At 62.0% G+C, this 12,522-nt stretch carries 12 protein-coding genes; 6 read left to right on the forward strand and 6 right to left on the reverse strand.

Features of this window, described 5'->3' with window-relative positions; all coding sequences use genetic code 11:
• Positions 1-87: 87 nt before the first annotated feature.
• Both ACLBXN_RS10645 and ACLBXN_RS10650 read right to left on the reverse strand, forming a co-directional pair.
• The gene (locus tag ACLBXN_RS10645; protein WP_447612110.1) at positions 88-1,062 is read right to left on the reverse strand and encodes a FecR domain-containing protein; all 975 of its coding nucleotides are present in this window, start codon (positions 1,060-1,062) and stop codon (positions 88-90) included.
• Positions 1,059-1,622, reverse strand: a complete 564-nt coding sequence (locus ACLBXN_RS10650; RefSeq protein WP_447612111.1) for a sigma-70 family RNA polymerase sigma factor — start codon at positions 1,620-1,622, stop codon at positions 1,059-1,061. The genes ACLBXN_RS10645 and ACLBXN_RS10650 overlap by 4 nt, the downstream gene beginning before the upstream one ends.
• 213 nt (positions 1,623-1,835) lie before the next feature.
• Here ACLBXN_RS10650 and argS point away from each other — a divergent pair, with 213 nt between their 5' ends.
• From argS to ACLBXN_RS10680, 6 genes are all read left to right on the forward strand, one after another.
• A complete protein-coding gene (gene argS, locus ACLBXN_RS10655; RefSeq protein WP_343677411.1) occupies positions 1,836-3,545 on the forward strand; it encodes an arginine--tRNA ligase in 1,710 nt (569 codons plus the stop codon).
• A 97-nt stretch (positions 3,546-3,642) separates the two neighbouring features.
• Positions 3,643-4,344, forward strand: coding sequence for an SPOR domain-containing protein (locus tag ACLBXN_RS10660; protein ID WP_043003857.1), 702 nt, complete (start codon positions 3,643-3,645; stop codon positions 4,342-4,344).
• Positions 4,345-4,499: 155 nt separating this feature from the next.
• Positions 4,500-5,150: a thiol:disulfide interchange protein DsbA/DsbL gene (locus ACLBXN_RS10665; protein ID WP_043003858.1), complete on the forward strand. Its 651-nt coding sequence runs from the start codon at positions 4,500-4,502 to the stop codon at positions 5,148-5,150.
• A gap of 131 nt (positions 5,151-5,281) precedes the next feature.
• Positions 5,282-5,938, forward strand: coding sequence for a lipopolysaccharide transport periplasmic protein LptA (lptA, locus tag ACLBXN_RS10670; RefSeq protein WP_211457385.1), 657 nt, complete (start codon positions 5,282-5,284; stop codon positions 5,936-5,938).
• Positions 5,935-6,717: an LPS export ABC transporter ATP-binding protein gene (gene lptB, locus ACLBXN_RS10675; protein ID WP_407714534.1), complete on the forward strand. Its 783-nt coding sequence runs from the start codon at positions 5,935-5,937 to the stop codon at positions 6,715-6,717. The genes lptA and lptB overlap by 4 nt, the downstream gene beginning before the upstream one ends.
• A 145-nt stretch (positions 6,718-6,862) precedes the next feature.
• Positions 6,863-8,464: an RNA polymerase factor sigma-54 gene (locus tag ACLBXN_RS10680; RefSeq protein WP_447612112.1), complete on the forward strand. Its 1,602-nt coding sequence runs from the start codon at positions 6,863-6,865 to the stop codon at positions 8,462-8,464.
• A gap of 81 nt (positions 8,465-8,545) precedes the next feature.
• Here the strand turns inward: ACLBXN_RS10680 and ACLBXN_RS10685 are convergent, their stop codons facing one another.
• The 4 genes from ACLBXN_RS10685 to ACLBXN_RS10700 form a co-directional block, all read right to left on the reverse strand.
• Positions 8,546-9,820: a YfaP family protein gene (locus ACLBXN_RS10685; protein ID WP_447612113.1), complete on the reverse strand. Its 1,275-nt coding sequence runs from the start codon at positions 9,818-9,820 to the stop codon at positions 8,546-8,548.
• Positions 9,821-9,863: 43 nt separating this feature from the next.
• The gene (locus tag ACLBXN_RS10690; RefSeq protein ID WP_447612114.1) at positions 9,864-10,430 is read right to left on the reverse strand and encodes a hypothetical protein; all 567 of its coding nucleotides are present in this window, start codon (positions 10,428-10,430) and stop codon (positions 9,864-9,866) included.
• 493 nt (positions 10,431-10,923) lie between these two features.
• A complete protein-coding gene (locus ACLBXN_RS10695; RefSeq protein ID WP_080731616.1) occupies positions 10,924-11,850 on the reverse strand; it encodes an aspartyl/asparaginyl beta-hydroxylase domain-containing protein in 927 nt (308 codons plus the stop codon).
• 134 nt (positions 11,851-11,984) lie between these two features.
• Positions 11,985-12,522, reverse strand: a 538-nt coding sequence (locus tag ACLBXN_RS10700) for a DUF711 family protein (RefSeq protein WP_447612115.1), incomplete at its 5' end; no start/stop codon positions are given.

Consider the following 12,522-nt stretch of genomic DNA (forward strand, 5'->3'; position numbering starts at 1 on the left):
GTTCAATTTTTTTGGCAAGCGCCAAATAGGCGATGGCTGTCTTGATGATTTGCTGGTGTTTGAGCGGCTTCACCATCGGGCCTGGCGCTACTCGATCATCACCAGTGCACCACCAGAGTAGCTGCGCAGCCGGATGGGCAGGGTCTCGGCGAGTGCCGCCAGGGCGCGGTCGGTGTCTTCCAGGGAATAGGTGCCGTAGACCTGAAGCGCGGCGGCATGCGCCGAGACCCGAATCCATCCGCGACGATAGGCGCGCAGTGCCTGTACGACCTCGCCCAGCGGCAGGTCATGTGCCTCCAGCATGCCCTGCTGCCAGGCCGCCATGCTGCTGGGTGCGCTGGCATCGGCCCAGATGCCCTGGGTATCGAAGCGGGCGCTATGCCCTTCGGCCAGCACTTGCTGCGCGCCGTCGACGGTGGTGATGCTCACGCTGTGCTCCAGCATGCCGACGCTGCTGAACTGCGGGTTCAGGCGCACGCTGAAACGCGTGCCCAGGGCGCGTATCTGTCCATGCATGGTTTGCACCAAAAAAGCGGGTCCGCCCGGTGTCTGCGGTGCAGCCCGGGCCACCAGTGCCCCCTGGCGCAGAATGACGCGGCGCTGGCCCGCGTCGAATGCCAGATCGGCGGCCGAGCGCGCATCCAGTGTCACCGTGCTGCCATCGGGCAGGGTGAATTCACGGCGCTGTCCGGTGTCAGTGCGCAGGTTGGCACTCCATTGTGCGAGAGGGGTCTGGCGGTCCAGCAGCCAGCCGCAGCCGGCCGTTATGCCGCCCAGGGCAAGGGCACCGCGCAGGATCTGGCGGCGCCGGCGCGTGCCGGCCTCGGCGCGTGCCAGGGTCTGACCCAGCAGCTGGCCCATGTGCTCGGGGCCCGAGCTGCGCAAGGGCTGCAGCAGATTCTGCAGCGGTGCTTGTAGCTGCTGCCAGGCCGCCCTGTGGGCGGGGGCGGCATCCAGCCATTGTTCAAAGCCCCGGTGTTGCTCCTGGCTCATCTGGCCCGAATGCAGGCAGACCAGCCACTCGATGGCGGCCTCGGTGGCCGGATTGAGCGACGGGTTCATGCCTGGCCTGCCCTGGCCGGTGCCAGGCCGGCCTGCTGATGAAGCTGGGCGATCGCGATGCGGCGAAATGCTTCGGTCATATGACGGCGCACGGTGCTGTGCGAGATGTCCAGCTGCTCGGCAATGGCGTGATAGGTCAGGCCGTCGAGCTGGCTCAGCAAAAAGGTCTGGCGAGCCTTGAGGCTCAGGCCGTCGAGCGCGTGGGCAATCGTGTCCAGCGTCTCCAGCAGCAGCGCCCGCTCCTCGGGCGAGGGGGCCAGATCCGGCGGGCTCTCGCTCAAGGCCTGCAGATAGGCCTGTTCCAGCTCACGCCGCCGCCACAGCGTGAACAGCAGGCGCTTGGCGATCGTGGTCAGAAATGCGCGCGGTTCATCGATGGGCACCGGGTTGGGCGCTGCAACCACGCGCAAGAAGGTCTCGGAAGCCACATCCTGTGCCTCTGCCGTATTGCGCAGCCTGGCCTTCAGTCTTGACAGCAACCAGGCGTGATGGCCGGTAAACAGCTGTTGCGCCTGCTGCATGGGGTCGAGAGAGGGGCGGGGCGTGGGCATGGGCTGCATTCTAGTTTTAAATGAGAATGATTGCCATTTGATGGGCGCTTGGTGTTGCTGGCAGGGCATGGGCAGGCAAGCCGCCTTGCATCTCCTGTCTGCTGCTGGCGGCAGGGGCGATGCGGATCTGGATTCGGTGCACGAGCGCGTGAACCGGCCCTGGAACAGGGGTGTGGCGCCAGCGATTCGGCAGGACTTGAATCCGGCACGTAAAATCCCGCGATGCTCTCCGTCAAACAGGAATTGCTCGCAGCCCTGGCTGCTGAGCTCGAAACACTCTCGCCCGGCGCCGGCGCACGCGCTGCGTTTGAAAACCCCAAAGTGGCAGCCCATGGCGACTTCGCCTGCACGGCGGCCATGCAGCTGGCCAAGCCTCTGAAGGCCAACCCCCGCGCCCTGGGCGAGCAGCTCAAGACCGCGCTGGAGGCTACTGCCGCCTTCCAGCAGTGGGTGGATGCGATTGAAATTGCAGGCCCGGGCTTTCTCAACATTCGCCTCAAGCCTGCTGCCAAGCAGGAGGTGGTGCGCGAAGTGCTGGCGCAGGCCGAGAAGTTCGGCTACCAGGCCGATCGCGGTGAGAACATCCTGGTCGAGTTCGTTTCCGCCAACCCCACCGGCCCTCTGCATGTGGGCCATGGCCGCCAGGCAGCTATCGGCGATGCGATCAGCAACCTGTATTCCACCCAGGGCTGGAAAGTTCACCGCGAGTTCTATTACAACGACGCGGGCGTGCAGATCGACACCCTGACCAAGAGCACCCAGCTGCGCGCCAAGGGCTTCAAGCCCGGTGACGAATGCTGGCCCACCGACAGCGACAACCCGCTGGCCAAGAATTTCTACAACGGCGACTACATTGCCGACATCGCCAAGGCTTTCCTGGCCAAGGAAACCATTAAGGCCGATGACCGCGAGTTCACTGCCAACGGTGATGTCGAGGATTACGACAATATTCGTCAGTTCGCCGTGGCCTACCTGCGCAATGAACAGGACAAGGACCTGCAGGCGTTCAACCTGAAGTTCGACGAGTACTACCTGGAGTCCAGCCTCTATGAAAACGGTCATGTCGAGGCAACGGTCAACCGCCTGATCGCCAACGGCAAGACCTATGAGCAGGACGGCGCGCTGTGGCTCAAGTCCACCGACTACGGCGACGACAAAGACCGCGTGATGCGCAAGACCGACGGCGGCTACACCTACTTTGTCCCCGATGTGGCCTATCACATCCAGAAGTTCAAGCGCGGCTTCACCAAGGTGGTGAATATCCAGGGCACGGACCACCATGGCACCATCGCACGCGTGCGCGCCGGCCTGCAGGCTGCCGATGTAGGCATCCCCGAGGGCTACCCCGACTACGTGCTGCACACCATGGTGCGCGTGGTGCGCAACGGCGAAGAGGTCAAGATCAGCAAGCGCGCCGGCTCCTACGTTACGCTGCGCGATCTGATCGAGTGGACCAGCAAGGACGCGGTGCGCTTCTTCCTGCTCTCGCGCAAGCCCGACACCGAATACACCTTCGACGTGGATCTGGCCGTGGCCCAGAACAACGACAACCCCGTGTACTACGTGCAGTACGCCCATGCGCGTATCCAGTCCGTGCTGCGCGCCTGGCAGGAAGCCGGCGGCGCTGGCGTGCCCGCGCTCAAGGACGTGGACCTGTCCGCACTGGAAGGCCCGCAGGCCCAGGCCCTGATGCTGCTGCTGGCCAAGTACCCCGAGATGCTGACCGCTGCTGCCGAAGGCAACGCGCCGCACGACGTGACCTTCTACCTGCGCGATCTGGCCTCCAGCTATCACAGCTACTACGATGCCGAGCGCATTCTGGTGGACGACGAAAAGGTCAAGCTCGCACGTCTGGCCCTGGTCGCTGCCACGGCCCAGGTATTGCACAATGGTCTGGCGGTGCTGGGCGTGAGCGCGCCCGAGCGCATGTAATCCCGGTTTTCTGGCCATCGCTCCCCTGACGGTTGTGCAGCGGGGGCGATGGATCTGAGAACGGAACAATCGAAGCAGAAAGCGTTAAGCGACTGATATGAAGAACCAGCAACGCGGTGGAACCATCCTGGGGCTTATCTTTGGCATGGTCATCGGTCTGGCTGCGGCACTGGCCGTGGCCATCTATGTGACCAAGGTACCGGTGCCCTTCCTCAACAAGGGTGGCAACAACACTCAGCGCGATGCGGCTGAGGCCGAACGCAACAAGAACTGGGACCCCAACGCACCGTTGCAAAGCCGCCAGCCCGCACCGGCGCCGGTGACGCCGCCCGTCCCGCCCAGCGATGTGACGGTGACACCGCCCACGCCTGCCGTGCAGCCCACCGCAACCGGCGGAGTCACCACCCCGCCGGCACCCGCCACGCCGGACAAGACGGCCAAGCCCGGATCGGGCGATCCGCTGGGTGATCTGGTCAAGGAACGCTCCGCAGCGGCCGACAAGGCTGAAAAGGCGCGTGCAGACAAGGAAAAGGCGGCCCAGGCCGCATCGTCCTCGGACTCGGCATTCAACTACTTTGTGCAGGCAGGCGCTTTCCGCGGCCAGAGCGAAGCGGAAGCGCAGCGTGCCAAGCTGGCCATGCTGGGCTGGGAGTCGCGCATCAGCGAGCGTGAGCAAAACGGCATCACCGTTTTCCGTGTGCGCGTGGGGCCGTTCAGCAAGCGTGACGACGCCGAGCAGCTCAAGGGCAAGCTCGACGGCGCGGGCGTGGACTCGACCCTGGTGCGTGCGGCGCGATAATCGGCCCTGCGAGGCGTTGTGCAGCCTCTGTCTGTGGAGCCCTCGGGCAGCGGCCCGAGGCGTCCCGGACAGCGGGTGCGAGATTTAGGACTTTGCTGAACTTTTTGGGGCCGCTGGGCTCTGATACTGCAGACCTGATACAGGAGTTTGTTTAGATGAAACGTCGCGAATTCTCTCTGGCTGCCTCGGCAGCCGCCGCCGGTGCCCTGACTCTGGGCACATCCTCCAGCTGGGCCCAGGGTGCTGCGCCCCGGGAAGGCAAGGACTACATCAAGCTGGGCAAGCCCGCCAGCGTGAGCGCGCCGGCCGGCAAGGTCGAGGTGATCGAGTTCTTCTGGTACAGCTGCCCGCATTGCAATGCCTTCGAGCCCCAGTTCGAAGCCTGGGCCAAGACCCAGCCCGCCGATGTGGTGGTGCGCCAGGTGCCCGTGGCCTTCAATGCCTCTTTCGTGCCCCAGCAAAAGCTGTACTACGCACTGGAAGGCATGAACCTGCTGCCCCAGCTGAACGCCAAGGTGTTCCGTACCATTCACGTGGACCGCAACCCGCTCAAGAACGATGAGGCCATCTTTGACTGGATCGGCAAGCAGGGCGTGGATCTGGCCAAGTTCAAGGAGGTCTACAACTCCTTCACTGTGGCCAACCAGGTGCGCAAGGCCACCCAGCTGCAAAACGAGTACGACGTGGAAGGCGTGCCCGCCATGGGCGTGGCCGGCCGCTATTACACGGACGGCACCAAGGCCGGCAATATGGACAATGTGCTGCGCGTGGTCAATGCGCTGATCGCCTCCAGCCGCAAGGCCTGACGCAAGGTTTCGGACGCCAACGACGTTTGATGCCCAGCAAGCCCGCCGTAGCGCGGGCTTTTTTGTGGGTGGTTTTTTACGCAAGTTGCAAAAAGGGAATGACTACAATGGATGCAAGAAACGTGCCTTCCATGAAAAAAACACTCCTACCTCTTGCGCTGGCCTGCGCCCTGGCAGCAGCGACCGGCATTGTCCATGCCGAAAAGGCCGACAGCGCCAAGCCCATGAATATCGAGGCGGATGCGCTGCGTCACGACGAGCTGCAGCAGACCAGCGTCTTCACCGGCAATGTGGTGATGACCAAGGGTTCCATCGTTCTGCGCGGCGCCCAGCTTGATGTGCGTCAGGATGCCGAGGGCTATCAGTACGGGGTGATCAAGGCCGAGCCCGGCAAGCGTGCCTTCTTCCGTCAGAAGCGCGACACCGTGGCCGGCCAGCCCGAAGAGTTCATCGAAGGCGAAGGCGAAGTCATCGAATACGACGGCAAGGCCGATATCGTCAAGTTCATCCGCCGTGGCGAGATGCGCCGCTACCGTGGCGGCCAGCTCAGCGACCAGGTCACGGGCTCCATCATCGTCTACAACAACATCACCGACGTCTATACCGTCGATGGTCAGAAGACTAGCGGCGGCCTGCCTAGCTCCTCCGTGGGTCAGGGCGGTCGCGTGCGCGCCATCATGGCGCCCAAGGACGGTACGCCGGGCGCACAGCCCAAGCCCGCCACACCTGCCACCCAGCTGCGCCCGAGCATGACGCTGGGCGGCGAGAAAGCCGACGAGAAGAAATGAGCGATCCGACCTTCTCCAGCAGCCGCAGCGGCGAGTCCGACAGCCGCCTGGAGGCCAAGCATCTGGCCAAGTCCTATGGCAGCCGCAAAGTGGTCAAGGATGTGTCGCTGTCCGTGCAAAAAGGCGAGGTGGTCGGTCTGCTCGGCCCCAACGGTGCGGGCAAGACCACATCGTTCTACATGATCGTGGGCCTGGTGCGCAGCGACGGTGGCGAGATCTTCATCGACGGCCAGCCGGTGGGCGGCATGCCGATTCACCAGCGTTCGCGCTTGGGCCTGTCCTATCTGCCCCAGGAAGCCTCCATCTTCCGCAAGCTCAGCGTGGAAGACAATGTGCGCGCCGTGCTGGAGCTGCAAAAGGACGAGCAGGGCAAGGCTCTGACACGCGACGAGATCGAAAAGCGCCTCACCGGCCTGCTGCAGGAGCTGCGCGTCGAGCATCTGCGCCAGTCACCGGCGCTGGCGCTGTCCGGCGGCGAACGCCGGCGCGTGGAAATCGCGCGTGCCCTGGCCACGCAGCCGCGCTTCATCCTGCTTGACGAGCCGTTTGCCGGTATCGACCCGATTGCGGTGATCGAGATCCAGCGCATCATCGGCTTCCTCAAGGAGCGCGGCATCGGCGTGCTGATTACCGACCACAACGTGCGCGAGACGCTGGGCATCTGCGACCACGCTTTCATCATCAGCGACGGCCATGTGCTGGCCGAAGGCACGCCCGAGGAGATCGTGGAGAACGCCGATGTGCGCCGCGTCTATCTGGGCGAACATTTCAGGATGTGATGACCCCCACGCTCCCTCACTTTGTGTGGTCGCTGCCCCCGGAAGGGGCCCTGACCGGCTGCGCCGGGGTTTGCCTTGGGGCGGCCCGGCGGCAAACCCATAGCACTGCGCGCGTTTGCAATGATTGTCTGGGAGCCGCGCCTCGATGAAGCCAGGTCTCTCGCTACGCGTTTCGCAGCATTTATCGCTGACGCCGCAGCTGCAGCAATCGATTCAGCTGCTGCAGCTCTCCACTCTGGAGCTGGCGCAGGAAGTCGAGCAGATGCTGGTCGACAACCCTTTTCTGGAGCGTGCGGGCGATGAGGCCGAAACTGCGGGAGATGCTCCTGTAGATGTAGCTGCTAGCGCCAGTGAATACAGTGTTTCAGATAGTATTCATTCTGAAAAAGAGGCATCACAAGCGCAATTAGCTACTGAAACAGTAGCGGAAACGCCGAGCCCCGAAACCCCGGAAACGCTGAACTGGGAGGCCGACGGCATGGACGGCCAGGACGGGGAATGGGGCGGTGAATCCAGCAGCGAGTGGGATACGCCCTCGGCCAGCAGCTCCACACGTAACCGCGACGGCGATGACGAAACCGATGCCATCGATCTGGCGCGCGAGCACCAGAGCCTGACCGACTTTCTCCATCGTCAGGCACTGAGCCTGCATCTGGGCGCGGCAGACACGGCGGCGCTGCGCTTTCTCATCGAGTCGCTCAGCGACGACGGCTATCTCGAGGATTCCCTGCAGGAGCTGGCGCAGAGTCTGGCCGGCGACGACCTGGAAGAGCGCGAGGAGCTGGAGCAGCACTTTGCCATTGCGCTGAAGCTGCTGCAAAGCCTGGAGCCGGTGGGCGTAGGCGCGCGCGATCTGGCCGAGTGCCTGCAACTGCAGCTGCGCGATCTGATCCGCACGGCCGAGGACGAGGGTACGACCGAGGCGCATATGAGCCGGCTGCTGCTGGCGCAGGCCATCTGTGCCCAGCCCATGGACTTGCTGGCGCGGCGCGATCTGCGCAAGCTCACCAGCCTGTGCGGCGCGCGCGAGGAACAGCTGCGCGAGGCCATGGCCCTGATCGCCAGACTGGAGCCGCGTCCGGGGCGGCGCTTTGTGGACGTGGAGCGCCATATCGTGGTGCCCGATGTCATCGTGCGCCCGGTGCGCTCCGGCTCGGGCCGGGCGGACTTTTCCGTGCAACTCAATCCCGAGGTCATGCCGCGTCTGCGCGTGCACGACATCTATGCCGGAGTGCTGCGTCGCCACAAGAACAGTGACGGTCATGCGGCGCTGCAACAGCAGCTGCAGGAGGCGCGCTGGTTCATCAAGAACATCCAGCAGCGCTTCGACACCATCTTGCGTGTTTCCGAAGCCATCGTGGAGCGGCAGAAGAACTTCTTTGTGCATGGCGAGCTGGCCATGCGCCCGCTGGTGCTGCGCGATATCGCCGACACGCTGGGCCTGCACGAATCCACCATCAGCCGCGTGACCACGGCCAAGTACATGGCCACGCCCCAAGGTACTTTCGAACTCAAGTATTTCTTCGGTTCGGGCCTGGGCACGGAAACCGGCGGCAGTGCCTCCAGCACGGCCGTGCGTGCGCTGATCAAACAGTTTGTCGATGCCGAAGATGCCAGAAAGCCGCTGTCAGACGCCAAGCTGGCCGACATGCTCAAGGAGCAGGGCATTGAGTGTGCGCGCCGCACCGTCGCCAAATACCGCGAGCAGCTCAAGATACCCACGACCACGCTGCGCAAGGCGCTGTAGCGAATCGCCGCGCGGCTAGGAGCAAAAAAGGCAAGCGGCCTGGTGAAGACCGTTTGCCTCGGGCTGGATGTGCGTCGTCGCTCAGGGGGTGAGGGTTGCGGAGTACTTGCCGTTCTGGGCGTTCTTGCTCACCACGACATTGAACATGGCGTAGACCGGGTTGTCGCCGGTGGCTGCGCCCAGGGTGACCGACTTGGTGCCCAGCACGCCGTCATCCCAGGATGCGACCTGTACCGTGGCGGTTCTGCCGGCGGCTCTGGCGTAGTTGGCGATGGCGACTCGATAGGTACCTTCCTGCAGCCTTGCCGAATCGCAGGATGCATAGTAATGCTCGGGTCCGTAGGCGACGGTATTGTCTACATCGAGATAGCCGCTGGCGCCGCGCATGTTGCGGTAGTAGACGTGCGAGCCTGATGGCTCATAGGTGTGCAGGTCGACGTCACCGCTGCCGTCCCATGTCAGGGTGGTGGTGAAAAAGCCGGATGTCGCTTGCGCAGGCGGAGCCACGAGTGTCGACAGTGCGGTCGTGATGTGGCTCTTCACGCGGTTGGAGATCTCCAGGCCCGGGTTGATGTAAATCTCGATCAAGCCATGACCGAGCAGGTCTTTCTCGCCATTCATACCGGCGGGGCGCAGCAGATAGCCGGGAATGCTGTCCGTGATGCTGGCCACCGTGCCCACGGCTCTCAGGCCATTGATGACGAGATCCAGATCCGCCAGGGTGTGTTCCCCGTTGAGCGTGGGCGATGCCGGCGCAATATGCACCACCTTCACCGAGCCTGCAGCGGATTTCGGTGCCGCATAGGCATACGCAGCGTTCGCAAACAGATTGCCCTGAGAGTGGGCGACAAAGAGAATCTTCTTGCCTTCGAGAATCCAGTTGTCGATGCGCGATTGATGCTCCATATAGTTGGCAAGCGTCGGCGGATTGCCCAGCAAGGAGGTGAGCTGGCTGATGGCTGCCGACTTGTACCAGTCAACGAATCCCGTGAGCAATCCGGTCGCTGCCGACACAGTGTTGACGATGCTGCTCCACCATGAGCCGCCACCATTCAGGGCCTCGAAGAAGAGCTCGTACCGGCCTGCCAGCAAGCCTTCCTGCTCCTGCAGGCGCTGCTCGAAGGTTTCGACGAAATCCTCGAAGCCGTTCGAATAGTTGTACAGGGTTTCATACTTGATCTGATCGCCGCCGGGGGCGGTCTGGCCGTGAATGCGCTTGAGCTCCTGCAGGGCTCGATTGGCCTGCGATTCGGTGGTTTGGACACCGTTCAGAAAGGCAAAGGCGATCCCCGTTTCCCGGCACAGATTCGTATCGGGGTTGACGACTTGGGCGCCACCGGTGAGCGGGGTGCTCACGACAATGAATGACAGAAAAATGCATGTGCATTTTTTGAGAATCTTATTCACAGGTATCTCCCTCTGGCAAAGCGGAGGACGTTCCATCAAGTGCCTTGTTGTATTTCAGATATGCCAATAAACGGTCCTTGGTATTGGTCGTCATCGATTCCAGCTCTTGCGCGACCCGGGCCGGCTGCTTGGAGCCATCGGCACCATCAAATTGGGAATATATGCAGTTGATGCCTCGTGAAATCTCTTTGCTGATGGCCTTGACCGCATTGATGTCCTCGGTGTCGACGAGCAAGGCCTTTTGAAAGGCTCTTGCGGTTTGCATCGCGGCGGCGAGTCGGGCGCCGGTATATTCGGCGGCCAGCAGTGATTCGATATCGTCGCGTATACCGCTGGTATTGCTGTCGGGTCCGCTGATATCAGGGCCACGTTCCAACTTGGGAATTTCTCCGGACGACTCAAGTTCCGCTATTTTTTCAGCAGGAGTTTGAGTCACGCCAGGGCCTGGCGGAGTGCCGCCGCCACCTCCTCCTCCGTTGCTGTCACCATCGCCGCCCCCGCAGGCAACGATTGATCCCACGAGGGATGCAATCAATAGCATTTTTATGTTTTTCAGCACTGTCGCTCTCCTCGGTGGATGGTTAAAAACTTTCGTGATTGATAATGCATAAATATCACTCCCTACTGCTATTTGGTAAAAGACCTATTCCTGTGATTCTTAACAGGTGAAAAAATTCTATCGGCCTCTTTTAAGAAATATCCATTATTAAGGGTAAACCCTTTAATTGAAGTGAGAGAGGTTTACGATTAATCAATATCCATGCCGGGCTGACAATTGTTTTTTTGCTTTAAAGGCTCTTTGAGAGTGAGTAAATGTTTTTAATGCCATATTTTGTAAACCGTCACTATTTATTTTGATTCTGATTTGTTTTTGTAGTGACGGATATTGCATGGCAGATAACTGTCCAGGCATTGAAATGCGTATTGCGCTCCTCAGGACCGGAATAAGCACGCTTCATGGGAGAGGGGTTTGAGACGGTCCGCCAAGGAGGCGAAAAAAAGCCGCTGGACATGCGTCAGCGGCTTTTTGGGGCTTTGCCTTCAGGGCAGGCTTATCGGGACGGAATCAACCACCAGATAAACCAGACCAGCACACCGATCATCAGTCCGAACTTGAGGATCTTGTAGAAGGTCGGGTTCCAGTCGCGGAAGGCGCGGCGGTACTTGCCCGCATAGAACGAGATCTTGAACAGCTTGCTGATCATGCCGCGCGGGTCGCCTTCGTTGTTGGGCGAGCTGGCGGCGGCCACCACATTCTTGCCCAGCCAGTGGTTGAGCCATTGCGCAAAGCCATTGGTCATGGGGCGCTCCACATCGCAGAACAGCACGATGCGGTTGCCTTCGCTGCGGTTCTCTGCCCAGTGCATAAAGGTCTCGTCGAAGATCACGCCTTCGCCTTCGCGCCAGCTATAGGGCTGGCCGTCGACCTCGATCATGCAGCGGTCGTCGTTGGGGGCCAGCACGGCCAGGTGATAGCGCAGCGAGCCCGCGTAGGGGTCGCGGTGCAGATTGAGCTTGGCGCCGGGCGGCAGCTCGGCAAACATGGCGGCCTTGACGCTGGGAATCGACTTCACCAGGGCCGTGGTCTTGGGGCACAGCTCCATGGCCGAGGGGTGGGCGTCGCCGTACCACTTGAGGTAGAAGCGCTTCCAGCCGGTCTTGAAGAAGGAGTTGAAGCCTGCGTCGTCGTTGTTGGCGGCGGCCTTGATCTGCATGTTCTTTTGCAGATTGACGGCTTCCTCGCGGATCTCGCGCCAGTTGGCCTGCAGCGGCGCCAGCTCGGGGAAGGTGCTGGTGGGCAGATAGGGCGTGCGCGGCACCTTGCTGAACATCAGCATGAAGACGTTGAACGGCGCTGTGAACGTGGAGTGGTCAAACAATTGCTTGACCACCTTGTGGCGCACCTTGCCGCGCAGATGCATGTACAGCCCGCAGCCAAAGAAGAGCAGCACCAGTGCCAGAACGATAATTTTTGCCATAAGAATCAATTTTACCGGGGGCACCCCGGCTGCCACCATGGGGGCAGGTCAAACAGAACCGGGGTAGGGGAATATCAAAAGCAATAGCTGCCGGCACTTGGCTGTCAGGCGCGGCAGCCGGTCGGGATCGATATTCAAGGCAGGGCCAGTACGGCGCAGTTGCAAAGGTCGGCGCTCTCGAAGGCTGTTCTGTCGCCCGCTTTGAGGCCCGGTACGGGGAATAGCCGCACCGTCAGCGGCTTGTTGAGGCGAAAAGCCATGGTGCCCGTATCGCGCATGACGGCGGCGATCTGCTCTGCGCTGCTGTCCCCTGGCACCGGCACGGTATCGAGGCCGATGCCGCAGACGCTGCTGTACGTCAGCAAGGCGCGGATATCGAATTCGTCATTCAGGCTGGCCTGGGCCAGGCCCTGGTCCTCGGTCACGGCCAGCATCAGGCCGCTGAAGCCGATCTGCGTCACGCCGCTTACCGATTTGAAGACGCGGGTCAGCAGGGCCGAGGCTTCCACCGTGCCGCTGGCGCCGAAATGGGGCACGCCCAGCAGTTGGTAGACATCGACCATGGAGGCGCAGGACTTGGACGGCGCGGCCGAGGTGTCCATGCCCGCGATATGCCAGCCCTCGGCCAGCGTCACGCCGTCGGCGCAGCGCCGGATGGCGCCGGCATGCTCG

The organism is Comamonas sp. C24C, assembly GCF_053345995.1.